Source organism: Streptomyces flavochromogenes (assembly GCF_000717595.1).
Classification (GTDB): Bacteria; Actinomycetota; Actinomycetes; order Streptomycetales; family Streptomycetaceae; genus Streptomyces; species Streptomyces flavochromogenes.
Genome location: NZ_JNZO01000050.1, coordinates 45,233 through 71,602, shown reverse-complemented (window position 1 = coordinate 71,602; position 26,370 = coordinate 45,233). Strand labels below are relative to the sequence as shown.

Genomic DNA, 26,370 nt, shown 5'->3' with positions numbered 1-26,370 from the left:
ACAGCCCCACAAGACCGCACTCACACAGTCTCATCGAAACCGGGATACCCCCAGCACAAGACACCACCCGCCCCGCAACTACACCCCCACGAAACGACACTGGGGCTCCCGGGAGCGGTTTTCGAGATGCTGGAACCGTCCCCTGACTCTTCACAGCGCGGGCACCGACCCGCCGGAATCTCCCACTGGATCAACATCGCCGATGCCGGCGATCTCGTGGCCCTCCCCCGGCGCCTGGGCGACCGCTTCCCCGTCGACGTCCATCACGAGACGCACATGGCGGCACTCCACTTCCACACCCTCGACACCTACCTCGGCAGCGGGCTGACCGCCGCCGCACTCGCCCCGCACTGCACCGGCTGACAGCCTGCCTCTCCCCCGCTGTCCCGACCTCGCCGCTGAGGCGAGGTCGGGACGCCCCCATGGGCGGTGAGCATGCGAGACGTGACGTCAGCGATGCCCAGCTTGCGGAAGTCCGTCCTGCTCATCTTCGGCTGGGCCGCACCGCTGGGTGAGGCGCTGTCGGGTTCTTACGGATCGTTCTCCACTCGCACGGCCCGCGTGGATGAGCCGAAGCGGTCGCTCTCCGACGGCAGGTCCGCCGGTGCCGGTTCGGTCTGTGTCTTTTCCTCTCGCCGGATCGGTGGGAGGAACGGAGTTAGGCTTGGGAACTTCCGCCGGGGCGGGCTTGTTCCATCAGTAGCTGTGGTGGTGTGAGGTGGATGCGGTCGGGACGGCCGGCGAAGACGTAGAACAGCGACTCGGGGACGTAGCCGGGCCTGCGGAACCAGTTACGTACGCGGTCGCCTTGGCCCTGCTCGTCGGTGATCTCGCCCAGGACGTGTTCAGTGTCCTCGTAGACGTGCGGCAGTCGGATACGGCCGGTGGCCCGGTTACTCATGAACTCAACGAGTACGGGGAGGCCATCGACAGTGGTGCGAGTTGCCCATGCCCTGAGGCTGGGGCTTGCGTCAATGAGCTTCTTCGAGTTGGCCACCGATCGAGTGATGGGCCCTGAAGCGCAACGAGCGAGGCCCCCGAGCTGTTGATCGAGATGTCTGACGTCTCAACCACATTGCTCGGGGGCCTCGTTGGTCATCCATCCTGCCGCACTCGACCTGCCGCATGCACTCGTGGAGTGGGTCACCATGCTGATCGTCACCCGTGAGGGCGACCGGCGATGCAAGCTCCGTCCGTCTCAGCGCGCGATGGTGGCACTGGTGTACCTGCGCGAACACACCACTCTCGCGAAGATCGCCGCCGGGTTCGGGATCAGCGAGTCCACCGCCCACGCCTACACCGGTGCGGTCGTCGACCTGCTCGCCGAACGTGCACCGGGTCTGCTGAAGACGCTGCGCGAGCACGATCCGGACTTCGTCCTGCTCGACGGCACCCTCGCCGAGTGCGACCGGGTCGGTGACGGCCGGGCCGACTACTCTCACAAACACCGGCGCCACGGCGTGAACGTGCAGGTCGTCACCGACCCCGGCGGCCGGCTGCTGTGGCTCTCGCCCGCCCTGCCGGGCCGCACCCACGACCTGACCGCCGCCCGCACCCACCGGATCATCCGGATCTGCGAGCGCCAGGGCGTGCCCATCCTGGCCGACCTCGCCTACCAGGGCGCCGGCCCATGGCTAGCCACCGGCATCAAGCGCAGGCCCCTGCAGGAACTCACCCCCACCGAGCAGACCCTCAACCAGGCACTGGCCGCAGCACGAGCGCCCGTCGAACGCGGCGTCGCGAGGCTGACGTCCTGGCGCATTTTCCGCAGGTCCCGATGCAGCCCCAACCGCATGACGTCAATCGTCAAGGCCGTCCTAACGCTGGAGCGGCAACGCTGAAGAAGCTCAGTGGTCCCCCTGAAAACGCTCCCTGAGCGGACACTGACCCTCAGGTCCTTGGCGATCACCGAGCTCGCCTCGCCCTGGGCGAACCTCTCGACCGCCTTGACCGTTACCTCTCGCGGAACTGCTGCCGTTCGACAGTCAGCCCCTACGCCTCCACGAGCTCAATCTCAGTAACGCCACGCACGAATCCGTCTCGAGCGCCAAGACAAGCGCCACTCGCGATCACATTAACAACCTCACGGGAAATTTGACTGCTTCATTTGGGCATACCCTTAAAGAGCGCTAGAAGTTTCACTTCTCCGTTCTCTTCACCCCACCTAACGAAAGAAGATACCGCCTGCGAGTAGGCCCTCTCCACCTCACCGAGAGAGACCCAAGAATCTGCGACTATTTCTCCGAAATAGTCTTGAGCAGACTCGTCCCAATAGTCCCTGAGAGCCGTCACCCTTACCTTCTGGTCCGTACGGAAGGACTCAGAAGGAGAAAGTTTCACAAAATATGGACCTTCGAAGAAATACATGTCTGCAGGCTCGCCCTTACGAACCCATTGGATCGCAGATCCCAGCGAACCTATTGCTGAGATTGGAGAGTCCGTCCAGTCCCCAGAAGGGAACTCACACCCCCCCACCACTACATGCACATCTCCAGACACAAAAACCGGGTCCACCGAGTCGACTTTCAGAGATCGCACATTAAGCACAACCTTGAAGGACATGCTCCCCACTCTCTGCCGGCGGGGTAAGAATACCCTGCCGGCTCACCAATAGACTTAACCGTTCCTTATCGCCCAGTGGGATAGATAGAGCGCATTTCACCTCCACCTCTTGGGACTTGGAACTGGACCTCCATGCCGTTCACTCTAGCCCGCCCCTGAAGCATGCCGGTGCCTTTGTCAATTCCAACCAGCGTGCCTTGCTTTAGCGCCTGCCGAGCCACGCCCTCGAGTTCATCATCAGTCATGCTACTAGGCCAAAGATCCTTCGTGGAATTGGCGCCCTTGCCTGTTGAGAAATGATTTGCTCGAACATGCGTGATGTCGAGACCATCGTACGACTTAGGCAGGGATACCCCTTTGAGGTCATTACGACCTCGCGCCATGGGGCAGTTGTGCACGAGGACCGGCGTCCTGCCCGCCAGTACATAGTAGGTGTGTAGCCCAGAAACGCTGAGGTTGTAGACCTTGGCTTCCAAGGCCGTCCAGCGATGAAGAGCGTCGATCCGCACATTGGTGCCGGTGCTGGTCTGGAGCCGCTGCCCGGGTCGAAGGTCTGCCGCATCGATCCACTCCCCCAGTTCCGGGACCCAGAAGGGGTGGCCGTCGGTTGCCGAAATCTGAGCAGTCTTCGAGCCTTCCACTCCGTCGATATCTATCGTGATCTTTACGAGCCCCTTGTATCCCTGGCCGTGTATCTCTGCTGTGACGATCTCGGGTCTGACTTCACCGGTCTTTGGGTCGCCGGAAAGAACCTTGTCACCCACCGTCACATATTCGATCGACTTTATCTTGCCATCGGCCATGAGTACCTTTGCACCCGGGACGAAGCTGTTGCAGGGATCCAGCTCTCGGATCCTCTTGTTGTACGCCTTGGTATACGCCTTGGACATGGAGGCGCCACTGAGGCGGCCACCCCCCTCAAAGGCGCCGGCCTGCGCACTCTTTTCAAGTTCAATGAGCTCGAGCTGGTCAATCATTTCCTTCGGGCATCCGAAAGCGTCCGGTCCCGCGCACACGTTGGCGAACATGGAAAGTTTGACGTTTGCTGACACCTCATGGTCCCGACGCATGAACTTGTCAAGTTCAGCCTGATAGATACGCATGAAGTCCCGGTATCGATCTTCCTTCAGATACGTCGCAGCAATCGTCTGGACCAAATTTCCTGCGGCTTCGCTTTCCTTGTTGAACGCAAGGCCAGGATCGTCTTCCGCAGGGGGCGCCGGGTTGTACTTTGCGTACTCACTGGTCTTGCCTACATTCCACGAGCCATCGGAGTTAGGAGAGCAGCTGACTCCGTTGTTGGCGCAGTCGTCGGGGGCAAAGCCTGTGGGATCGCTCTTCGAGACGGGGTTTCCGTTGGAGTAGGTGTACCCGTTCATCTGGAGCGGGTCGGTGATGTCGATGAGGGGGTCGGCGGAGATGAAGCGGCCGGTGTTCTGGTCGTATTCGCGGGCGCCGATGTGGGTGAGTCCGGTGGTGGTGTCGTCGATGCCGACGCCGAGGTAGCTGCGTTTGTTGGGCCAGTTGGCCGGCTTGGGGCCGCGGGTTTCGCCGTAGGGCTTGAAGGCGCGGCGGGTGACGGGCTGGTTGTCGCCGGCTTCGACTGCGGTGTGTGCGGTGCCGAGGTGGTCGGTGAGCAGGACGCTGACGTTGTGAGCAGCGGACCGGTCGACGCTGGTTCGGGTGACCGTGGGTGTGCCGGGCTGGGTGTAGGCGCGGGTGGCGCGGGTGATGAGGCCGACGGTGTCGGTGGTGAGTTCGGTTTCGCCGAGGTAGAGGGTGCTGCCGGTGGGTGAGTTTTCGAGGATGCGGTTGCCGTCGGCGTCGTAGACGTAGGTGGTCTTGGTGGCGCCTACGGTGTTCGACTCGAGTTGATGCTCGGGTGTCCACTGGAGCGTCTGTTCCGGGGTGCCGGGTGTGCCGCCGGGCAGGTCGCGGGTTTTGGTGGTGCCTGTGGGGTTGTAGGTGTAGGCGCTGTTCTTGCCCGCGGTGGTGGAGGTGGCGGAGGTGAGGGTGTGGGGCTGGGTGGTGCTGTAGTTGTAGGTGTAGCTGACGTTCTTGGTGGGGTCGCCGGCCGGGTCGTGCTCGGTCATTTTGGCGCGGTTGCCGATCCAGTCGTATGTGAAGGACTGGTGGTAGGCGGCCTGGCCGGTGACGGGGCCGGTGAGTGTTGTGGTGGGGGTGCCGGTGTTGGTGGCGATGGTGCCTGCGGCGGGTGCGGTGTCGGGCAGGCCGGCCGGTTCGGTGTTCGGGGCGTTGGCGGCGTCGGCGACGGGGCCGCTGGAGGGTGTGCCGGTGCTGTTGTAGCCCCAGGTGGTTCCTGATGCGGCTTTGCAGCCGGTGCCGGTTCCGTTGGGCTTGATGTTCGAGGTCCAGGCGTTGACCAGTTCACCCATGGTGTCGTAGGTGAAGCACTGGTTGTCCCAGGTGGTGCTGGTGTTGGTCACCGCGTCCTGGCGTGCGCTGGCGGTGATCATGCCTGCGGTGTCGTAGGCGTAGCCGGTGTCGGAGATGCGGTGGGGGCCAGACGTTTCGCGGTCGGTGACGGTGCGCGTCAGGCGGCCGGTGTGTTCGTCGATGAAGTTGGTCGTCCAGATGCGGTAGGGCTGTGCGCTGGAGACGGAGCGGAGGACTTCGCCGTACGGGGAGTAGGTGACGTCGGAGGTGTACCAGGCCTTGCCGGAGGTGGATTCGGGCAGGCCGTCTTCGTTGTAGCGGGTGATGACCTTCTCGGCCGGCAGGCCGCCCTTGGCGGGAAGGGTGACGGAGAGCGGCTTTCCGGTGGGGGTGTAGGTGTAGTCGTAGGCGTAGGTGCCGGACAGGCCGGTCGTCATCGCATTGGCGGGGATGGTGACCTGGCGGCCGGTGGGGCGGTACTCGGTGTCGTAGCCGGTGATCTTGGTGGTGTAGTCGCCGGTGGTGGTGCGGCGCTTGGACTCCGAGGCCAGGCCGAGGGCTCCGGCCGGGTCGTAGGTGTACGCCTTGACCGGGTCCTGCAGCTTGGATCCTTCGTGAACGGCGGTGATGCGGCCGAGTACGTCGTAGGTGGTGTAGGTGGTCTGGCCGAGGGCGTCGGTGACGATGGTGGGGCGGTCGGCGTTGTCGTACTGGGTCTGGGTGATGCCGGTGTCGGGGTCCTTGGCCGAGGTGACGCGGCCGCGGGTGTCGTGGAGGTAGGTCCAGGTGTTGCCGGCCGGGTCGGTGACGCCCGCACGGTTGCCGCGCTTGTCGTAGCTGTACGTGGTCGAGCGGTACGCGCCGGGTCCGGTGTGGTGCCTGAGCTCGGTGACGCGGCCCAGCGCGTCGGTGACCGTGGTGGTCGTGGGGACGGTGGAGCCGGCGGGGTCGACGACGGTGGTGGTGTCGCCGTAGGTGGTGGTGGTCCACGCTTGGCGTGCCTGTCCGTGGTATGGGATTTGCCTGACGGGGCGTTCCATGCCGTCGTAGACGGTCTTGACCCGGCTCTTGACGAGGGTGGGGGACTTGACTTTGAACAGGTCGGTGGCGGGTTCGCCCTTGACGAGGTATCCGCTGGTCTGTTCGGCGACCAGGCCGTGGTCGTCGTAGGAGGTGTCGGTGACGATGCGTCCGGGGCCGTGGGCTTCGGACTGGGTCTGGACCTGGCGCATCAGGCCGTCGTAGAGCGTGATCTGGCGGGCGTAGCTGCCGTCGTCCTTGAGGGTCATGACGGTGACGGCTGCGGGGCTGGTCTTGCCGTCGGCGGCGACGTTCGCGGTCTGGTAGGCGATCTCGACGGTGGGGGTCTGGGTTCCGGCGGACCGGGAGGGGGACCATCCCCTGGTGAGGCGGCCGAGGGCGTCGTACTGGGTGCGGGTGACGCGGCCGTTGGGGTCGGTGACCGTCAGCGGGAGGGCCCGGCCGGGGTCGAGGATCGTGGTGGTGGGATGGTTCTTGGCGTTGTACGTCTTGACCGAGGTGACCGGGCCCCCTGTCGCCGGGGTGTACTCGGTCTTGGTCTCGCCTGTCTCGGGCGCGGTGATGCTGGTGAGTCGGCCGAGATCGTCGTAGTTGGTGCTGGTGGTGATGGAGTGGGCGGTGCCGGTGCCGTCGATGCCGTCGACGTCGGTCATGAGGCCCTTGGTGGGGGTGGCGCCGTGGCCGAGGTGGTCGTAGCGGCTGTGGACCGAGCCTTTGAGTTCGGTGGCGGTGTCGGCGCCGGCGTGGTCGGCGCAGGTGGTGGCGGTGGTGCGGACGGTGCTGGGCAGTCCGATCAGCCACGCGGTGGTGTTGTGGACGTAGGAGGTCTTGGTGCAGGTCTGCTCGGAGAGGGTTTCCGTGGTGCCGTTGCGGGTGACGACGGCGGTTTCGACGGCGGTGGGCAGGCCGTAGCTGTCGCGGTCGAGGGTGGTGGTACGGACGCCTCGCCAGTTCGCGCCGTCAGCCTGGATGCTGTCCGTCTTCTTGACGCCCGTGCGGTAGGCGCGCAGGGCGGGCAGGTCAGTGCCGTCTTCGGCCTTGCGGGCACGCGACGCGGTCTCGACTGAAACGTCGGGGAAGGTGCGGGTCCGGTGCTTGAAGAGGGGCTTCGTCATCCGGTCGTGGTCGAAGTACGTCGGGGACATACCGGAGTTGAGGAAGGTGATGGTTTCGGCGGTCATGCCGGCGTACTGGGGGGCGTCGTCGGCGAGGAGCACGGTGCCGTCGACGGAGTCCAGTACCTCGCCGCCCACGCCCTGGAAGTAGAGCGTGGTGGATTGCGACTGGGAAGGTGGTGCGTGGGGCGGGTCGCCGGGCTTGGGTGCCGAGGTGGGAGGTGTGGTCCTGGGGCCCTTGGTGACGGTGACGCTGCGGTAGCCGCGCCAGTCGCTGTAGGTGCGCAAGGCGGGGCGGAGGAACTCGTCGTCGCTCTTGGCCCATGCGGGGCCCGAGTAGTCGTAGGTGGTCTTGACGGGCTTGCCGAAGATGGTGGTGACCTTGTCGGTCTCGGTGACCGAGTAGACGACGTACCTGTTGAACCACGCCTTGGCGGGGTCCTTCTCCTCGCCGTCAGGGGACCAGTGGACCGGGTAGCAGGCGCCGTTGGCCTTGCCCTTGTCGATGGCGGGCTGGTACTGGCAGCCGCCGAGGTATTCGACTTCGATGTCGGCGCCGGCTTCGGTGGCGATGGTGCCGATGCGGGGCCGGGTGAAGCCGGGGCGCTTGTCGTCAGCGTCCCGGGAGACGAGGTTGGGAAGCTGCTTGTCGAGGAGGTACTTCCGGAGGGATTCGTGTGACCGCTTCCCCACGGTGTAGTGGTCGAAGCTGACGCCGTCCTTGGACTGCGGAGTCCCGGTGGTGTCGCCGGGGGCGAAGCCCCGGCGGGTGATGGAGTTGAGCCAGAGGCCGGGGGCGGTGTCGTACCAGTCTTCGGGGAAGGAGTGGTTGAGGGTGTAGGTGTCGACCTGGCCGAGACCAATCTGGCCGGCACGGGCGGCGTTGGTGGTGACGGTCTTGAGGCGGAGCTGGGTCCAGAAGGACGGGAAGGCCGGGCAGAGCTTGGAACCGGAAGCGCAGTTGAGGCTGCCGGGAGTGTCCCACCAGGGCCGGTAGGAGGTGGGGTTGCCGGGCTTGAAGTTGCCTGGTTCGCAGCCGGTCGTCTTCAGGCAGCGCTGGTCGGTGGCGAACACGACCGTCGCGGAAGGCTTGGTCAAGTCCGCTGCGCGCAGACCGTACTCGATGCTGGCGGGGTAGGCGGCGCGCTCGTACTGCTCAGGGGCGGCTCCGTCGCGCTTGCCGCGGACTGCGTAGTAGTTCGTCTCCTGTTTCCAGTTGACGATCATGACGTTGCCGTGGACGTCTTCGACCTTGTCCAGACCCCAGCGCCATGCCTGCTGCTTGCCGTCGCCGCAGCGGGAGGAGGCGAAGGCGGTGGCGTGGCAGGGTTCGCCGGGGTGGTTGCCGAAGACGGGGACGGTGGAGACGGAGTTGCTGTCGGCGTGAGCGCCGCCCACCTTGTTCAGGCCGAAGTGGTACTTGGTGCCGTCGGTGGTGGTCACCCGCCAGTGCTCGCCGTTGTCGTCCCCGTTCGTACCGGCGGTGACGATCCGCTCGATACGGGTGCCGTCATCCTTCAGCGGACGGTAGATCTCGGTGTCGGTCGCGGGGTCGCTGTTCGCCGCGGCGTCGCGGACGAGTTCGGTGGTGCTGCCGCCGAGGGACATGACCGCGTTGTACGAGACCCAGCACAGGTCGCTGCTGGTCTTGTCGTCCTTGGCGGTGTTGTTGGGGGTGTCGTCGGTGAGCTTGTGGGTGTCGTCCTTGCAGGAGCGGTAGCGGCGTTCGATGAAGCCGGGACTGTAGTCCCATCCTTCGCCGATCCATGATGTCTGGGGGGATGAGACGGCGGTCTTGCCGTCGACGGATTGCGAGTTGTAGGAGAGCGTGATGCTCGGGGCGGGGCCGGCCGGGGCGGGCGGTATCACCATCGGGTAGGAGTAGGTGAACGCGCCGGAGGATCCGCCCGCGGACCACTTGCCACTTGCGGCCAGCGGTGTGGCCTTGAAGGAGCCACCCGGGCCTGCGCCGGAGTCGACGGCGCCGATGACGGCCTTGTCGCCGCCTGCGGCGGTGGGGGTGACGGTTGTGTAGGCGGCCTGCATGACCGCCGGACCGGACGCGGCGCCGGGTGCTGTGGCGCTGGCGGGAGTGACGGTGCCGTCGGCGGCGGTGTCGACCGTGGCCGTCACGGTGTTGGTGACAGGGTCGTTGACCGTTTCGAGTTCCTCGTACTCCTGGCATGCCGGCTCGAGGGGCGTGGTGAGGTAGCACTCGGGGAACTGGACCAGGCGCAGGCGTGTGGCCCAGTCGGCTCCGTGGAGGTTTTCGAAGGTGGAGTAGTTGATGCCCACGGAGAGAGGCACGGAGCCGGCCGTAGGGGCCTGGACGGTGACGAGGGAGCCGACCTTGAGGGCTTCTTCGCCGGTCTGGCTGATTTCGCTGCTGCGGTCGACGACGGTGAACTGCCACGTGCCGGTCGGGGCGGGGTGGCCGGCGGCCTGTCCGGCGAGGACGGGGATGTTCGGGATCTGTGTGAGGCCGCCTTCCTCCGTCGTCGCCGTCGCGGCGGCCGTGAACGAGGCGGGGCTGAGGGGGGCGGAGCCGAAGGTGAAGGACTCGGTGTCGGCGGCCGGTGGCGTCGTCGTCCCGGCGGGTGCCTGCTGCTGGTCGGTGGGGACCTCAGCCTTGAGCGTCTGAAGGTCCTTCTCGAACGTCTCGCCCTCGACGGGCTTGTCGAGCTCGATCTCTTCGAGCTCGAGCGGTTCGGTCTCGATGGTCTCGCGCCCGGCCTCGGCGTTCGCGGGGTCCGGTGGCATGGCCAGGGACTGGGCAGGCAGGAGACCCACCAGCAGGGCTGCGCCGAGCGCGGGTATGACGGTGCGTCGAACCCGGCGGCGGGCTTGGCGGTGACGAGCGAACAAGGCGAGGTCCCTCCGGACCACCTGGAGCGGGAGCCGGAAGGCGGGCCGCAGGTGATTGCACTTCAGATCCCGCAGATTCTGCGTGCAGTTCGTGAAGGATTTCCAGATGTGATGCGCCGGAGGTGAGTATTGTCACGGTACGTAGTCGACTGAATGCGACCGGATGGTCTGATTCTGAAGTTGGGTCACATTTCCGCAGGTCAAGGACCAAGCACGACGACTGTGCGCGATATGCACATCGCACAATGAAGTGACTGATTGTCGCGATCTTTCGTCCCGTTTTCATGCGTTCTCTCTCCGCTCGAGGGTGCTCTCGGCGCCTGCACACGAGGTTCGCGGCCTCGCGGCCGCTGTCCACGGACGGAACTGAGTTGCCCCGGCGTGCATCAGCTGCAGGGTGACGCGCCGGGGTTGATGGGCCATCATCGGCTCGCCCAGCCATGCGCGCGGTCGTGATCCCCACCCGGAGTCCCTCCCTTCCCTGACGTCATGGCCGGCTTCGTGGTTTCAGCCGGTGCCGTCAGAGCCCGGAATGCTGGGAAGAAGGGTCCTCACCCGATGAGACAGACATGGCAGCGGCCGACGGCACGGCGCGTGGGTGCCATGGTGGTCGCGGCCGCGCTCGCAGCGGGCGGCATCACCTACGCCGGCTTCCAGGCAGGCTCCGGCGACCAGGCGGCGACTCTTCCGGCCGACAGCAAGGACGGCACGGGCAAGCCGGCTGAGCAGAAGGTGGGCGAGGCGTCGGCGGCATCCCTGGCCCGCAAGGCCGGCACGCCCGTCGAAGTCACCGCGCTGCGGACCGCGCGCTCGACCACCTGGGCCCGTCCCGACGGGCTGATGACGAAGAAGCTGTACTCCTCCCCGGTCTGGGCCAAGGCCGGCGAAGAGTGGAAGAAGATCGACACGACGCTGAAGCGGACCGGCACGGGCTGGGCGCCGGCGGCCACGAACACGAGGATGGTGTTCTCCGGCGGCAGTCCTGGCGGCGCGGACCGGGCATCGCGCGGACGAGTGCACCGGGTCTCGCTCGTCAAGAGCCTGAAGGCGGAGGGCGAGGCGGGCAGCCTCCTGGTCACCCTCACCGTCGGCGGCACGGCCGAGATCCCCGAGACCCACGAGATCCAGCTCACCTGGCCCGGGCCCGTCCCCGCGCCGGTCATCGACGGCTCCCGCGCCCTCTACCCGGAGATCCTCCCGGGTGCCGACCTGGTCCTGACAGCCGAGGACGACGGGTTCGCCCAGCTCCTTGTCGTGAAGAACCGCCAGGCCGCGGCCGACCCGCGCGTCGCGCAGCTGTCGTACGGCCTCTCCTCCCCCTCGCTCACGTTCCGGCTCGATTCGTCCTCCGGCATCGTCACGGCCGAGGACCTCGACGGCCAGGAGGTCGCGCTCTCGCCGACCCCGCTGATGTGGGACAGCAGCGGCGCGCCGGCCGTCACCGACGGCCAACTCGGCGCCTCCTCGCAGCCGACCGCCCCGGAGTCTCCCGAAACGCCGGCCGCCACCACCAGCGCCCCGCAACCGACCCCCAGCACCACCGACGTACTCGCCGACGACAACGTCGATCCCGAGGCCGAAGTCCTGCCCACGGCCACGGACGAGGCCGCTCCTACGATCACCGACGCCCCGCTGCCACCCGTTCCCTCGGAGCCGACGCCCGCCCCCTCCCAGACCGGTGACGCCACGACACTGAGCCTGCCGCTGCTCAACGGCCCCTCCCCCGAGTCCCGCGGCGACATCGTCGAAGCCGAACTCGGCGACGGAACGTGGCTGCTCACACCCAGCCAGGACTTCCTCAACGACCCGGCAACCGTCTACCCCGTCTTCATCGACCCCACCGTCAAGAAGCACACCCAGGACTGGACCACCGCCTACAGCCGCCACCCCAACGCCACGTTCTTCAACGGCAAGGACTTCAACAAGGGCGGGACCCACGAGGCCCGGGTCGGCTTCGAATCCGACACCTGGGGCACCTCCCGCTCGTACTTCAACATCGCGTACGACAAGAACCTCAAGGGCGCGAAGATCCAGAAGGCGACCCTGCGGATGCTGGAGACATACTCCTGGTCCTGCAGCGCGCGGGCCATGTCCGTCCACGTCACCAGCCCCATCAACGGACGGACCAACTGGAAGAACGCCCCTCCCCTGACCGACTCCAACCTGGCCGCGCCCTCACGCAGCTTCGCCCACGGCTACAAGTCCCACTGCCGGGACGACTACGAGACGTTCAACGTCCTGGGCGCCGCGCAGAAAGCCGCCGACCAGGGCAAAAGCATGATCACCTTCGGCATGCGGGCCAGAGACGAGAAGTCGCAGCACGCGTGGAAGAAGTTCCAGGCCGACGGTGACAACGCCCCCTATCTGGAGCTGACCTACAACCGGCCCCCCACCGCCCCCACCAACCTCGACCTCGGCCCCGACTTCAAGTGCACCACCACGCCCCCGTATGTCAGGGTGGGTGCCGAGGCCATCACGTTCACCGCCCGGTCCACCGACAGGGACGGCAACCTCGACTACCTCGACTTCGCCATGTGGCCGACCAATAAGTTGCACATCACCGGCGACATGCTCACGTCCACCGGGACGGTGTCCGTGGGCGGCGACACCAGCACGGCCACGCGCACCACCCCGGGCTTCTCCACCAGCGGCCTGGTCAACAACACCATGTACTCGTGGTCGGTCCGCGCGATCGACGCCGCCGGCGCCAGCTCGCCGTACGCGCCGGCCACACTTCCCTGCCGCTTCATCTTCGACAGCGCCGCCCCCCGCCCCCCAAGGGTCGGTTCCAACGACTTCCCCAACGCCGACAGCGGCGAGAACAGCTTCGGAAACGACCCCGAGGACGCCAACTGGTCCAAGCTGAAATTCGGCACCCCCGGCACCGTCTACTTCCGGGCCCTGGACAGCGACGTCATCCGGTACGAATACGGCTTCAACACCAACAGCTACCCAGTCTCGCTCACCCGCGCGAGCGGTACCCCCGTGACCACCTGGGCCACCGCCAGCAACGTCAAGCCCCCCTCGGCAGGCCCCAACGTCCTGTACGTCAGAGCCGTCGACGGCGCAGGCCACGTCTCCGAACCCACGAAATTCCTCTTCTACGTCACCCCCCGCGACCAGGCCGACGCCGCCGGCGACTTCACCGGCGACAGACTCCCCGACCTGCTCGCCCTCAACTCGGCCAGCAACCTGCGCCTCTACTCCTCACACGCCACCACGGACCTCTCCAGAGGCACCGGAGACGTCGACATCTCCATGTCCGCCGCCTACCGCGACAACCCCAACAAAGACCCCAACGGCGGCGACACCGAAGAAACATTCACCGCACCGCTCTCCGGTCACTTCACCGGCGCACTGATCACCCACAACGGCGACTTCTACGGCGGCGACGGCCTGCAAGACCTCATCGCCCGCGTCGGCGACAAACTCTGGGTCTACCCCGGCGACGGCTACGGAGCCGTCAACATCACCAAACGCCGCGAAATCCTGCTACCCAGCAACGCCCCCCAACCCGCCACGCTCAGCCAGATCACAGCAACCGGCGACATCACCGGAGACGGCCTCCCCGACATGCTCGCCACCACCGGCCAGCAGCTCTGGGCCTACATCGGCTACACCGGAGCCGCCTTCAACGAAGCCCGGCAGCTCACCAGCACCGCATGGGCAGCAACCCGCGACATCGTCAGCGTCGCCGACATCAGCGGTGACGGCGTACCCGACCTCCTCTACCGCAGCGAGGAAACCGGACGCGGACTACTCCTGCGCCACGGCAAACCCGCCACCGGCAACGCCGTCGACCTCACCTCGCTAGCCACGGACACCAACTCCAAAACCGGCAAAGACGAGGTCTACGGAACCGGCGGCTGGACAGCAGCCTCCATACCCATGATCACCGGAACCCCCGACGCCAACGGCGACACCATCCCCGACCTCTGGGCAATCAAAAGCGACGGAAAACTCTACTTCTACCCCGGCGGCCGCACCACCCACGGCACCCCCTTCATCGCCGGCGAAGGAGGCTGGACCGCCCTACGCGCCATCGGCTGACACAAGGCCAGGGGCAGGACCCACCACAACCGGCACACCCTGCCCCACGGTCGGCCCTAGACTCGGCCCCCATCGCTGTCGGGACGTCCAGGCGATCATGCAGGAGGGTGGCAACAACCGCCCTGCCTCCAGTCAACGTCCGCAAGCACCATCGCCATCCGCCCCGCCCCTAACGATCAGCCTCATCGCCTGACCCGAGCTCGGAACTTCCAGGCGTTGGTGCAGCTCTCGCTCTACAACCTTTCTCCTGCTCGTGCGTCAAACGGGTGCGGCGCGCTGTGCGCCTGGTGTCTCCTGAGGGAGAACTGATCGTGCCTCGTGCTCACTCCACCCGACGAAGGCTTCTCGTTGCACTGACCACCGTCCTCACGGTCACCGGAGCAGGCGCGCTGGAGGCCCCAGCCAGGGCAGCTTCCATCGTTGCGGAGACGACGGCCGGGGCGGCTCTCGTGGGGGACGGTGTCTCGCTTGTCCGGCACACAGTCCCGCCCGTGATCGAGCTGACAGGCAAGGACTACGTGCCGCTGGAGTGGGAGCTGACCCAGGACGGATGGGCGACTGTCGTCCTGCGTCACAAGCAGACCGGCATCACGACCTCACACCGGCTCGGTAGCGCGGGGCATCCGCGCACGTTCAGGCTGTTCTGGGATGCCTTCGACCCGGTGAACGGCGACGTCCCGAATGGCGACTACACCTGGACGATCACAGCCGAGTCGACCAGTGGCGCCCCTCTGGACTTCACTGCTTCCGGGTCGTTCACAGTCGTCCGGAAGCCCCAGCCGCACGACTTCAACGACAACGGCTCCCTCGATGTGCTCCAGCGTGACCACGTGGGCGTTCTGTGGCGGTCGACACCACCTACTTCGACAAGTCACTGAACCTGATCACCCGCCAGGAAGTGGGCGGAGGCTGGCAGGTCTACGACACGATCGAAGCGACCGGCAACCTGGGCGGGACGGCGGTCGGTGATCTGCTCGCCCGCGACAAGTCCGGCGTGCTGTGGCTCTACCAGGGCAACGGCCGAGGCAACTACGCCACCCGCCTCAGGGTCGGCGCAGGCTGGCAGATTTACGACAAGATCAAAGCCGGCAGCGACCTGACGAACGATGGCCGCCCCGACATCGTCGCCTCCGACAAGGCCGGGGGCCTGTGGCTGTACCCCGGCACGGGCAACGCCTCCAAGCCCCTCCCTCCCCGGAGGAAGCTCGGAAACGGCTGGGGTATCTACAACGAACTGAGTGCCGTCGGAAACATTGCCGGCGCCGCCGCCGGTGACCTGGTCGCCCGTGACAAGAACGGCTTTCTCTGGCTGTACCTCGGAAAGGGGGACGGCACCCTCGCTCCGCGCACCAGGATCGGAGCGGGCTGGAACGCCTACCACCAGATCATCGCCGTAGGCGACGTCACCAAGGACGGCCGCCCCGACCTCATCGGTCTCGGCCTCCACGCCGACTACCTCTACCGGACCACAGGGGACTGGCGTGCCCCCTTCGCCAGCGGCCAGAAAGCCGTCCTGCACCACGTCGGGCACGGCTTCGACCACACCGCCTGACACCGGGTGGCGCTGCTGCGCGAGTGTCGGGCAGCGCTGCCAGTCACCAACGAGTGTGGGATGCGCGCCGTGCCCTGCCAGCTTCGGGCTGCACGGCACACCCGGCCGCCATCTGTCACCCCGGCACTGCCCCGCAGCCCCGCAGCGTCGCGGGCCCGTCGTCGCACGCACACCTGTGAAGGATTCATGAGAGACATCACCCGTCGCGCCGCCGCGCTCAGCGCGGCCGCCGGCCTGTTCACCGCCGCGACGCTTCTCGCCCCGTATTCCGCAACCGCCGCAGGCGAACTGCGGCTGGCGGGGTACGACGTCGTCGCAGCGCCGGGTTCGGCACCCCGCTTCTTCCCCGTCGTCCAATCCGGGCCCGTCTCCGGCAGGGTGGTCATCGCCGTCGGCACGAAGCCGATGACCGACCCTGCCGGCGACGGCGCAGGCTTCCCCCAGGGATACCGCGCCCGCGGCAACGAGTGCGAGCAGCCCGCCGGATACATCGGCGTCTTCGTCTGCGACGGCGCGCCGTATCAGCAACCCGACGCCCTCGTCCCCGCCGACGCGAGCGACGCGACCCTTTACTGGGGCTTCGCCCACCTCTCGGCCGGCGGCGACCTGAAGGCTGCCGTGGAGGCGGCCCGCACCGCCGGTGCGCGCCCGGCCGACGGCCGGCACGGCACGGGACAGGTCACCGTCACGTCCCGCGCTCACGCGCTGCTGAACACGGGCGGCTTCCACGCCGAATCCGTCCCCGACGGAGGCACCGCCCACCAGCAACTACGCGTCCACGCCAACGACGCCGGACAGCTGACCCTCCGCTTCGACCACGCCCAGGGGCAGCTCACGCGAAACGCGCCGCCCATCCGGATAGGCCGTGTCACCACCGACTCCGGCGCAACCTGCGAAATCCGCCACGCGACCCTGCCCGGCAGCGTTCCCAACCTGGCCTGCGACCTCGAGGCCGGAGACCATGTCATCGGCTACGACCTGGCCGGCGATCCGGGCCAGTACGCCCAGAGCTTGCAGGCGCACACCCGCTACGACATCTACGACCTGGGTGTCTGGGACGAATCAGACGTCAAGCAGAGCAGCCGGCCGTTTGCAGTCCAAGGCCGCACCATCCTGCCCTGGCACGGCCTGCACGCCCGCGACACCACCGGCACGCTCTGGGAGTACGGCGGCACCCGCCGCGCCACCGCGCCCCTGCACGAGCGCACCGGGACCGGCCCCGGCTGGCAGGCCTACACCGCCGTCACCTCCCTCTCCCCCTACAGACAAGGCCCCTACTTCCGGAACGTGGTCGCCCCGTCTGCCGCCACCCGCGGTCTCGGCGACCTCGTCGCCCGTGACACGGGCGGCACCCTCTGGTACTACCATCGCCAGACCGGCAACAGCGGCGGCGATTTCGCGCCCCGCGTCAAGGCCGGCGCCGGCTGGAACATCTACGACCGGATCACCGGCGCCGGAGACCTCGACCGCAACGGAAGCATGGACCTCCTGGCCCGGGACAAGACCGGAGCGCTGTGGCTGTACAAGGGCACGGGCAGTTTCACCGGGGCGCGGTTCAAGGACCGGGTGAAGGTCGGCGGTGGCTGGGGTGGCTACAACCAGCTCTCGGGCGGGGCCGACCTGACCGGTGACGGCCGATCCGACCTGCTGGCCCGGGACAGGGCCGGGATCCTGTGGCTCTACCAGGGTTCGGAGAGTGGAACGTCCCTGTACACGACTCGCACCAGAATCGGTGCGGGCTGGAACGCCTACAACCAACTCGTCGTCGCCGGAGACCTCACCGACGACGGCAACGCAGACGCCGTCGCCCGCGACACCACCGGCATCCTGTGGCTGTACCAGGGCACAGGCAAGACGACCACACCGTTCGTAGGCCGCGCCAAAATCGGCACCGGCTGGGGGACGTACAACCTCGTCTTCTGACCGACAACGCCCCGGGGCGGACCGCGCGATCGGACAAGGCGAGGACCGACCAGGATCCGGCCTGAATCGATGTGGTCGGCCCACAGGCGTACCACCGGTACGAAGCACCTCGGCGTTCTCCCGACTGCCTCGCCGAACGCTCCTGCCAGGCCGTCGACAGAGGCGAGCGCGTCGTCGGCGGCCAGACCCCTTGCGACCGCCGAACGAGCTGCCGCCAGCGGCACGACAGAGCTCAATCGCGGTCCGCGGTGATCCCGCCGCACACCCCCCGCAAGCGGACCCACCTCATCGCGTTCGTCGCCGACCTGCTCTTCAGCGTCGTCCTGCTCACCGCCGGCACCCCCGCCGCCTCCCCGAATCGTCGCCCCCGCAGGTCTCTCCCAGCTCTACGACGCCTCAGCACCCACAGCCGCTCAAAAGGCTGACTTTCGTCAGGCTCGTCCGTCACGGGCAATGGGGCAGTTCTAGCGGCTCATTCCGTATACCGGCGGGTTGGAGACGGGGCGGGTTCGGGAGCGCTTCACGGCCGTGGCGCGGGCTATCTCGAAGGCGATGGCCGCGTGCTCGTACTTGAACCAGGGCTGGGCTCCGCACCACGGCCCGATCAGACGGAACTGCTCCAGGGCGGCCGTGTAGAGCATCGACTGAAGCATGTAGTGCGCGAGCAGGTGGCGCAGGGCCGGCAGGCGCTCGTCGTCGGGCGGGACCTGTTCGAAGGACGCGGCGACCTGCTTCAGTGTCTTCCTCGTCAGCGGCGTGAAGGGCATCGCAACGACGAGGTGGCGTTCGGTGAGCTCGTTGAGTGCGTGCAGGTAGATCCCGGCGAGTGGGCTGCCGGGCGGGGCCTTTCGGACCGTCTGGCGGGCGAAGCGCATCATCCGCCGGTCACTGCCGTACCACTTGGCGCACCAGTACTGGAGGGCCTGCCAGTGCCCCTCGTAGTGGTGGGGCGCGCGGGCGACGAGTCCCTCCCAGAGCGGCTTGAAACGCGCCCGCCTGTACTTGGCTCCACGCGCTGCCGTGATCATGACGACCCAGGGGCCTGGGTTCGCTGGGTCGAGCAGCGCGGCCCGCTGTGCCTCCTCGATGGCGGCGGGGAGCATCGCGCGGAAGCGGTCCATGTCCGAGGACAGGACCTCGTGGGCGTACCCGCTGCCCCGGACTTCCCAGGCACGGTGGACCATCAGGCTCGCGCGGAGGGTTGCCGCGTCGCAGTTTCCAGGCTCGGCAGCGTGCCAGGCTTCAAGCCAGGCGTCGTCCTCCCGGGCGACGTGCTGCAGCAGTTCCAGGCGGGCCCAGCGTTCGTCCCAATCCTCCCCCGCCGCACTGACGTACCGCTCGGCGGTCTCCCAGTCCCCTTCCCATGCTGCGTCGGCCACGGCCTGCCGTTCCTTCGTCCGGTACACCGGCGGGGGCGGCCCGGGGCGCCGAGAGTCGAGCTGCTCACGGGGCGGGAGGCCGTAGGAGGACGCGACAAAGTGGTCTGCGGCCCTGCCGTCGACGTGGCGAGGGGTGCTGACGACGCGATAGAGCACGATGAGGAGCACGCCGAGTGCAACGGCGCCGGAGATGGTCACGGCGGGGAATCATTCCCGAAGCGATCACTCCCTGCAATAGCTCAGGGCAACGATATGGCGAGGTCAGAGGGATCGCGCCCTCACATCGCATCCCGTCTGACCGGCACGACACCCCCAGGCGGACGGCCTGGCTGTCGGTCTTCTCCGGGATGCTGTGGCGGATCCCCCGCCGCGGTCACCGGCATGCCGATCTGCTGCACGCTCTCGGGCAACTCGCACGACACTGGCGTGACCGGACCCTGCAACGCTCTGCGCCATCAATCGCCGGACCGCTCGATGGCGCATGCCGTGGCCCCAGCACACGGCGCGGCCCCAGCGCTCCGTTGCCGGAGTGCCGGGGCCGAAGACGGTCCGGTCGTACTGCCCCAGAGCGCGCTGGGCACCGGTCCTGACCCGCGCACCCATGTCGGCGCGGACTGCCTACGACCCTAACGCCCCGCCGGGGCGCGGCGGGCCCGGCCTGGGCAAGGCCGGCTGATGCCCATCTCGAGAATCAGTCACATCGTGCCCGGCTCGAACCAGCGCCACCGGACCTACAGCTCGAACTGGATCTGTTCGATGTCGGTCAGCTCGACCAGGAGGTCAGCGGCGCGGCGGCCGCCGTCACGGAAGTACACCTCGCTCAGGGCGTCGGCGGTGGCCTGCTGAAGTTCGCGGTCGGTGGCCCCTTGCTGGCGCCGCGGTGAACCCGAACCGGGCACGGACGTCCACCATCAGACCCGCCGACGTCGCCGCAGCCCTGCGCGCCCTGGCCCTCACCTGCGGCTGCCACCGCCGCCGAACCTCAGCACCCATCCTCTCCGCAAGCTCAGCCCGCGGCTTCCTGATCTGATCACGCACATACCGCTCCACAGTGCGCTGAGAAACACCGAGCAGCAGCTGCGCGACGTCACGAGTGCTGCCCTGATGCTGCTTAACGAGATAGCGAACCTGAGCGCCGGACGGGATCGCGCAGAGTCCCAGGCGAACGCCAAGCTTCTCCTGCAGGAGCGCGCGGCGCGTATCGCGGCCGTGGCTTCTGCGTGCTGACGCGGTCCGAAGGCTCCCGATCGTGACCAGCCCGCGCCCATATCCGCTGGCACTCTGGGCCAGGCCGAGAGACGTGAGGGACACGCGCAACAGTGCCAGCCCGGGCACCACCGGGGTCCGCTAATCGATTAGCGGACCCCGGTGTCTGGCATGAACGCCATAAATCTCTTACGCACGCATCAATGGAGACTCTGATGTGTCGCGTCCCCGTATCCCTTACGGTTCAGCTCGTTCGGCGTCCCGCAGGCGCGACCGGCGGGTCTTCCACAGGGAGCGCACGACGCCCATGAGGGTGAGCACGGTTCCGTTGAGGATGAAGCTCGCCACCAGCGCCAGCGTGAGGGGGGATCCGGTCAGCATTCCCGCCAGTACCAGCAGGGTGTTGAGGATGATCACGATGAGCGCGACGGTCTCGTTGCCGATCCAGGTGAGCCGCCGAGAGTGCGGGGGCTCAGCTGCCACCTGAGGGGAGGGGATGTCTACGGAGACGGAGTTGCCCAGCCGCAGACTGATCGGCGTGACACCCCCGGCTTCGATCGATCTGTGGACGGCGACCTCGGCCAACTGCAACCGACGGAGCTCCAGTTCCGTTTCCCGATGCTCTGCCTGGTCCTGGAAACCCTGGCGTGTGCGCTCCCTCTCGTCCTCCCGGGCCCACATCTCACGCCGCTCGTAGTGCCTCAGCTCTTCTTTCCTCAGCGCCACCATCTCGGGGGTGAGGCGCTCCTCGGGGGAACTCGGAGGCGCGGTGTAGGACGCCCCGCTGGTGTCGTCGGTGAGCCTCTCACGCTCTTCAGGACCCGGCTCGCCGAGGTCGTCATCGAGGGCCGGACGAGCGAGGAGCCCAGCGTCGTGCACCGCGGCGTTCAGCCTGTCGATGCGTGCTGTTTCGTCGGGGTCGATGGCGAGCTTGTCCAGGGCGAGCCCGAAGCGCCGGATCCTCTCCCGCTCCAGCGTCGCGGCGTTCAGTGCGTCGATGCGTCCTGCCTCGTCGGGGTCGAGGGCGAGCTTGTCCAGGGCGAGCCCGAAGCGCCGGATCCTCTCCCGCTCCAGCTTTTCGGCGCCGGCGGTGTTCCGCTCCTGTGCTTCGTCCATGGTCACTGGTCACCTCCTCGCCCGTCGGGCTCTTGCTCGAGCGCTCGTCGTAGCGCCCTCAGTCCGTCGTGGCAGTGGCGCTTGACGGTGCCTTCCGCGATGCCCAGGGTCGTGCTGACCTCTGCGACGCTCAACTGGTGCAGGTGGCGGAGCTTGACGACGGAGGCTTGACGTTCGGGCAGCATCTGCAGTGCCTCGTGGACAACGATGGAGGCGATCACCTCCTCGTCGGCCGACACTCTCGCCTCCTCGTACTCGCGCGCCAACTTCTGGGCCAGTTCCCTGTCCTGGTAGACCGTCTTCCAGTAGGCCTGACGCAGGTACCAGGTGACCTTGCGCGCGTAGGCCTCGGGGTGCTCGTCACGAATCCGCGCCCACTGGCGCCGGACAGCGAGGAACGCGTCCTGCAAGATCGTCTCGGCCTCGTCCGCCGGGACCCCGGATGTCAACAGTCTGCGGTGCATGGAATCACCGTGCAGGGCGAAGAGAGCGATAACCTCGCCGTCGAACTCCTCGTCGCTCACGAAGTGATCTCCCCCGCCGTGGGGCTCTGCCGGCTGGGCTCGAGCGGCGCCGGACTCGACGTCCGGCGGATGACCCTCGTGCGCCCGCCCGGTTCCGACTCGAAGAAGTCCATGCCGTCCTTGACCTGCGTAACCAGGTCCACGCTCGCCTTGTTGCGTTCGCGTTCGAGCTCCACAGCGGTCCGGGCACGGACCCGCTCAGTGAGGTACACCCACATACCCCCCAGGCCGCGAATGCCCCTCAACGCCCCCCGGACCGCTGCCGCCGCTTCCATCATGTCGCTACCCCTCCGCTCCCTCAGGTGGACCATTGACAGCTATATGGGTCAAGCGAGGGAAAGGGTTGGGTCCGTTCACCAGATTCTTTCCGGTTGTCCGCCTCTGCCATGGCCTCTGAGTGCTGATGCGGTCCGCGGCCTGCCGATCATGACCAGCCCGCGCCCACAGGCTTCTGCCGTGTCGGACGATGACATGCCGGTGCCCCGCCTTCCACTGTGAGCGAGGTTGATCGCGTGGCGGGTGTTGTTGGTGATCTCGACCCACTCGGCGTTCAGCGACCGCACGGTGCGGTTGTCGCGTCCGGGGCTGTCGGCCTGGACAGCGCTGATCTCCGCCTTCGGCGTCCGGTGACGGTCGCCCTCGTGAGCAGAGGCCGGCAGGGCGACGATCGAGACCATGGCGCCGGCCGCGAGGACGGTCGCGGCGATACGGCGAGCGGTCGAAGAAGCAGACATGGGTGATGTCTCCTCAAGAACAGTGCCCCACAGGCCGAAAGAAGCTGGTGAAGCGGTGCGGGTCCCGGCCCGGTGCTGGGCCGAGGACCCGAACTCTGCCGCCGTGTCGGGCCGGCCGGAATGCCGACAGAGGCCCGTTACCGGGTACGGACATTTCCGTCACAGTCGCCTGCACCCGGCACGCATATGCCGCAGACGTGACCCTGACATTCACTGACAGCTACACACACCCGGCCGGTGATCACCGGCAAGCCCTTGCGCGCTCCGGCGCCCCACCGGTCGCAGTAGCCGGGGCACTCCGCCAGCAGAGTGTCTGCGCGTTTTTTCGCATACCAGGCCATCACTCGCACAGAAGAACGAAGCCGGGCAGCTGCTCGATCGGCAGAGGGTCCAGGGCTCGTGCTGTCAGTGGTGGCTCGTAGCGTCGAAGACAGGGGCGCGGGATCCACCGGGCCCACGGAACGCCGGGAGCGGTCATGGGTGAGATCACCGTCAGTGCGCAGGACATGGACCACCTCCTGAGCGACCCCGCGAGCGCCTACGGCGCTCCGTATCAGCAGGCCTACGCCCAGCTCGCCGTCTCGCACCGCGGTCGGCCGGTCACCGAGATCGTGCCGCTGCTGCGCTCGGCCGCCGACGCCGCGCTCCTCGGCTTCACCGGCGCCGACCTGCTCGAGCAGGCGCAGGCGATCAGCAGTGGCACCCCGTACGAGCTCCGGGTCCGCGTCACCGGGTAGCCGCAGGGGCGCGCGATCACGGGCGGGGTCTGCCTAGCCTGGGAGCACGTCCAGGGGGCCTGGAGGAGCGTGAGATGCCCCGTCCCCTGTGGTCCGGAGCGATCTCGTTTGGCCTGGTCACTTCTCTGAACTAAGGAGCTGGCCGAGTGCTCTGGCCACCGCTCGCTTCCGCTCGCGGTGGTGGTCGCCGACGCACAGGATCGCGCCTTGTCGGATGCTCGCGGAAAAGACCCGCGAGTACACCCTCCTCAGCAAGCGTCTGAACTCAGCGGCCACAGGCATCGCCGCCCTCCACCCCGACAACACTCAACTCCGCCAAGAACTCGCGTCTGCCTCTGATGGCCGCGTCACTTCACTCCGCCCCCGAAGCCCATCCCCACACCACGAACAGGAGGGCACGCCTCATGAGACATGCGGACTGCGAAGAACAAGGCTTCCCCCTCGGGGTCACGGCCGAGGCGAACACTCCAGGATCCGGCCGTCGACGGTCCCAATAAGCAAGTGTCCTTGGGGCGCCACAGCCAGGGACAGTGCGGTGGTAGGTGCTCCGTCGACCTCGAGCTCGGTGTGCCAGCACACCGAGCCGTCGGCGGCGTCCAGTGCTGTCAGGGCGCCGGAGTTGTAGGCCACGTAGACGGTGTCCCCGTCAGTGTCGAGGGCGGTGGCGGGATGATCGGTGCGGTGCTGCCACTGCACCGAGCCGTTTAGGGATCGCCGCACGACGTAGGCGCCACCAGGTTGGAGCCCGTGACCATGGTGGACGGCGCCGCCATAGACCAGGGACTGCCCGAATTCGACCGCGGGACCACCGAAATGATGCTCCTCCGGTACCCAGGAGTGCGCGAAGAGCCGCCGCAATGTCCCATCGGCGCCCAGGGCGGTGACCCACTTGTCCCTGTGTGGCTCGTCCGGGTCAGTGCCTACCAGGACGTACGGGCGGCTTGCCCGCCGGACGGCGAACGGGTGATTGAACAGGTCGAAGTGGCCGACCTCCGGACCGTTCACCGGACCGTCGAGGTCGAACATCAGCAGCCGTTCGGGACGCTTGCAGCGGCCGTCCAACGGCCTCAGGATCGTCCCCTGGCCGCCTGAGACGAGAACCGTGCACACGCCCGGACTCACGGTCTCCAGCACCTGCCCCGTGTCGATGGCGATCCGGGCGACTCGGGGTGCAGACGTCTCCCAGCGTCTTCCCTTGCGGCGACCGCGGCGTTCGGCGTTAGTCCAAACCGATGTGCCGTCGGAGGCCAGAACCAGCTGCCGGCCGCCTTCCTCGTCCTCGACCGCCCATTGCAGGTCTCCCGATGGCAGCCACGACTCCGCCAGGACCCCGTCCAGAGCGGCCAGCACACGGCCGTCCTTCATACCTTCGACAGCCCACACCCGCCGGCGCACGGACCAATGTCGGCCGGCCGAGGCCGCAAGGTCCGCGAGGATTCGGCGGGCCTCCCCGCTGTGATCCGGCTGGACGACCGGCTCCGCGGGGGCGGCCAGCTCCTCGGCACTGATCGCCCCCTGCCCGACGGCACCCCAGTCTGAGCGAGCCACAACGACCGCATGCCCCTGCTCGTGTGCCTGCGGGTTCTCCCAGTCGTCACACGGCGCCAAGACCAGACGAAGTGCCGTCTCGCTGCGCCATTCCACGCCGAGCACCTCCCGCGGGTACGGCAGGGCAGACACCACGTCGCCGGAGTCCAGGTGGATCAGCAGCAGCTCGCCTTCGAACGAGTAGCCGCCGTCGTAGCGCCCCGTACCAACGGCCAACAGGGGAAGAACGGGGTGGAAGGCGAGAGACCGAACGGGGTACCTCGACCGCACCAGGTGCCGACACCGCAGCCCGTCCTGCACATAGACACCGATCCGGTGCCCCGCCCATCGGGAGTCCGCGGTCCCACTGCCACTCCACTGGACATGTCCGAGGTCCCCACCCACAGCGACCGTCCGCAAGCGCTCGTCAGCGACGGCCAGAGCGGGTTCTCCGATCTCGGAGAATGGGCCGTCGCCGAGTACGCGTCGGACTATCGGCACGAGGGCCATACAGGGTTCCTCCCAGGGCGGCACATGAATGACCGCCGTCCCGGGCTCGGCACGGCGGCAGCTCATGATCCCGTCGGGCGGCGGGGTAGACCAATGGATTTCATTGGGGCAAGGCGCTGACCGTACAGCCCGGGCCCGTCTGAGTGAACGTGACGAGCTGACGGCATTGAATCCCCCGGTCTCGGGAGACACCCAAATCGCGAAGAACACCTGCACGGCCACCACACCCACCGAACTGGGACGTGCTGCGGTTCACATGCAGATCCGTCCTCGGCGTCGGTAGCCCGAGCAAGACCGGCTGGCCCGGGGCCGCCGAGTCGATCTGGCTGATCTTGGATTCGGCACCAGCCAGACTGACGCGGAGCCCTTCGATCTCGCCGAGCCAGCTTCCGCGAGGTCGTGAAGGGTCCAGTCCGCGCAGAAGGTGGCGTTTACCCGCTCGAAAGCTCCGAGGCCCGAACTCCGCTGGAGATCCAAGCTGTTCATTGAACGTCGGCTTGAGACCTTCGCTCTCCAGCGGGATGCGTGGATCGACAGTGGGGCCCTCAAGCCCCGCGGCCAAGCGGCGGCCGGCCCGCACCGTCGGCGTTCTCGGTGCCTGGCGCGCTCCCGTTCCACAGGTGGAAGACGACCATCGGCTGGGCTCGTACCGGTCGCCGGTCTCCACCAGCCGACCCCACCGAGGAACGGCCAACCTCGACAGATCCCGCTCGGGCCCCCTGCCCGGCGCAATGTCCTCCCGTGAAAGTACCCAGTGCTCCAGGTCTTCGGACGCGGTCCGCAGGGGCCGGCCGTGGAGTCTTCCGCTGGAGGACAGGGCCCAGTCGCGGTGTTCTTCCAGGAACTGCTCGCAGCCGGTAGCCTCGGGCTTTCACGAGCGGGCTTGTGCGGGTCTTGATCAGATAGGTGGAGAGTGCTGCTGAGCTGCAGCGATGGGACTTGCCAGCCCCGTTCACCGGGCTGAGTCCGCGGCAGTTCGGGAAGCTGGTGACGGTGCTGCGACGCCTCTTACTGATCGTTTCAGAATGAGCCTGACCGAGCGCTTCAGTTGGCACTTGTGCAGCCGAGTTGACACCTTGGCCCCTGGCTTTGTGCATGTAGCAGCAGATCCGGTCGGGCGTAGGAGTGGGTG

General features: G+C 67.2%; 16 protein-coding genes and 2 pseudogenes. 7 read left to right on the top strand and 11 right to left on the bottom strand.

Features of this window, described 5'->3' with window-relative positions:
* The first annotated feature begins 126 nt into the window (after positions 1-126).
* A complete protein-coding gene (locus tag IF00_RS0138705) occupies positions 127-363 on the top strand; it encodes a hypothetical protein (RefSeq protein WP_030326518.1) in 237 nt (78 codons plus the stop codon).
* 295 nt (positions 364-658) lie between these two features.
* Here the strand turns inward: IF00_RS0138705 and IF00_RS0138700 are convergent, their stop codons facing one another.
* Complete coding sequence (locus IF00_RS0138700; protein WP_030326516.1) at positions 659-901, bottom strand: hypothetical protein; 243 nt, start codon at positions 899-901, stop codon at positions 659-661.
* Positions 902-1,091: 190 nt separating this feature from the next.
* On the opposite strand from IF00_RS0138700, the gene IF00_RS0138695 reads away from it, so the two are divergent.
* Positions 1,092-1,841, top strand: a complete 750-nt coding sequence (locus IF00_RS0138695; protein WP_030326514.1) for an IS5/IS1182 family transposase — start codon at positions 1,092-1,094, stop codon at positions 1,839-1,841.
* 17 nt (positions 1,842-1,858) lie between these two features.
* Here the strand turns inward: IF00_RS0138695 and IF00_RS48155 are convergent.
* From IF00_RS48155 to IF00_RS0138690, 3 genes and pseudogenes are all read right to left on the bottom strand, one after another.
* A pseudogene (locus IF00_RS48155) lies at positions 1,859-1,989 on the bottom strand (IS630 family transposase); the annotation flags it as partial.
* A gap of 114 nt (positions 1,990-2,103) precedes the next feature.
* The gene (locus IF00_RS45910) at positions 2,104-2,562 is read right to left on the bottom strand and encodes a hypothetical protein (protein WP_158710583.1); all 459 of its coding nucleotides are present in this window, start codon (positions 2,560-2,562) and stop codon (positions 2,104-2,106) included.
* A gap of 65 nt (positions 2,563-2,627) precedes the next feature.
* Complete coding sequence (locus IF00_RS0138690) at positions 2,628-9,980, bottom strand: polymorphic toxin-type HINT domain-containing protein (RefSeq protein ID WP_425338359.1); 7,353 nt, start codon at positions 9,978-9,980, stop codon at positions 2,628-2,630.
* A gap of 558 nt (positions 9,981-10,538) precedes the next feature.
* Between IF00_RS0138690 and IF00_RS0138685 the strand changes: the two genes are divergently transcribed.
* The 4 genes from IF00_RS0138685 (at position 10,539) to IF00_RS0138675 (ending at position 17,505) form a co-directional block, all read left to right on the top strand.
* Positions 10,539-14,030: a DNRLRE domain-containing protein gene (locus IF00_RS0138685; RefSeq protein ID WP_078945035.1), complete on the top strand. Its 3,492-nt coding sequence runs from the start codon at positions 10,539-10,541 to the stop codon at positions 14,028-14,030.
* A gap of 491 nt (positions 14,031-14,521) precedes the next feature.
* Positions 14,522-14,908 (top strand): hypothetical protein, encoded by a 387-nt coding sequence (locus tag IF00_RS43055; RefSeq protein WP_158710582.1) that lies wholly within the window; start codon positions 14,522-14,524, stop codon positions 14,906-14,908.
* Positions 14,872-15,582, top strand: a complete 711-nt coding sequence (locus IF00_RS42020) for an FG-GAP repeat domain-containing protein (protein WP_051820852.1) — start codon at positions 14,872-14,874, stop codon at positions 15,580-15,582. Before IF00_RS43055 ends, IF00_RS42020 begins: the two co-directional genes overlap by 37 nt.
* A gap of 186 nt (positions 15,583-15,768) precedes the next feature.
* Positions 15,769-17,505, top strand: coding sequence for an FG-GAP repeat domain-containing protein (locus IF00_RS0138675; RefSeq protein WP_030326511.1), 1,737 nt, complete (start codon positions 15,769-15,771; stop codon positions 17,503-17,505).
* 464 nt (positions 17,506-17,969) lie between these two features.
* Here IF00_RS0138675 and IF00_RS0138665 read toward each other — a convergent pair whose 3' ends face one another.
* The 6 genes and pseudogenes from IF00_RS0138665 to IF00_RS47920 all read right to left on the bottom strand — a co-directional run bounded on the left by IF00_RS0138665 (position 17,970) and on the right by IF00_RS47920 (position 22,464).
* On the bottom strand, positions 17,970-19,082 hold the full coding sequence (locus IF00_RS0138665; RefSeq protein ID WP_051820851.1) for a hypothetical protein: 1,113 nt from the start codon (positions 19,080-19,082) through the stop codon (positions 17,970-17,972).
* Between the two features lie 533 nt (positions 19,083-19,615).
* A pseudogene (gene tpg / locus IF00_RS42015) lies at positions 19,616-20,069 on the bottom strand (telomere-protecting terminal protein Tpg).
* Positions 20,070-20,327: 258 nt separating this feature from the next.
* Complete coding sequence (locus IF00_RS0138655) at positions 20,328-21,206, bottom strand: hypothetical protein (protein WP_030326507.1); 879 nt, start codon at positions 21,204-21,206, stop codon at positions 20,328-20,330.
* Between the two features lie 2 nt (positions 21,207-21,208).
* Entirely contained in the window at positions 21,209-21,730 is a 522-nt protein-coding gene (locus tag IF00_RS0138650) for an RNA polymerase sigma factor (RefSeq protein WP_051820850.1), read from the bottom strand.
* Positions 21,727-22,008: a hypothetical protein gene (locus IF00_RS0138645; protein WP_158710581.1), complete on the bottom strand. Its 282-nt coding sequence runs from the start codon at positions 22,006-22,008 to the stop codon at positions 21,727-21,729. The genes IF00_RS0138650 and IF00_RS0138645 overlap by 4 nt, the downstream gene beginning before the upstream one ends.
* Before the next feature lie 75 nt (positions 22,009-22,083).
* On the bottom strand, positions 22,084-22,464 hold the full coding sequence (locus IF00_RS47920) for a lamin tail domain-containing protein (RefSeq protein ID WP_209439844.1): 381 nt from the start codon (positions 22,462-22,464) through the stop codon (positions 22,084-22,086).
* Between the two features lie 476 nt (positions 22,465-22,940).
* Here IF00_RS47920 and IF00_RS0138635 point away from each other — a divergent pair, with 476 nt between their 5' ends.
* Positions 22,941-23,201, top strand: a complete 261-nt coding sequence (locus IF00_RS0138635) for a hypothetical protein (protein ID WP_030326502.1) — start codon at positions 22,941-22,943, stop codon at positions 23,199-23,201.
* A gap of 447 nt (positions 23,202-23,648) precedes the next feature.
* Here IF00_RS0138635 and IF00_RS0138625 read toward each other — a convergent pair whose 3' ends face one another.
* Entirely contained in the window at positions 23,649-24,965 is a 1,317-nt protein-coding gene (locus tag IF00_RS0138625; protein WP_245234750.1) for an outer membrane protein assembly factor BamB family protein, read from the bottom strand.
* Positions 24,966-26,370 lie beyond the last annotated feature (1,405 nt).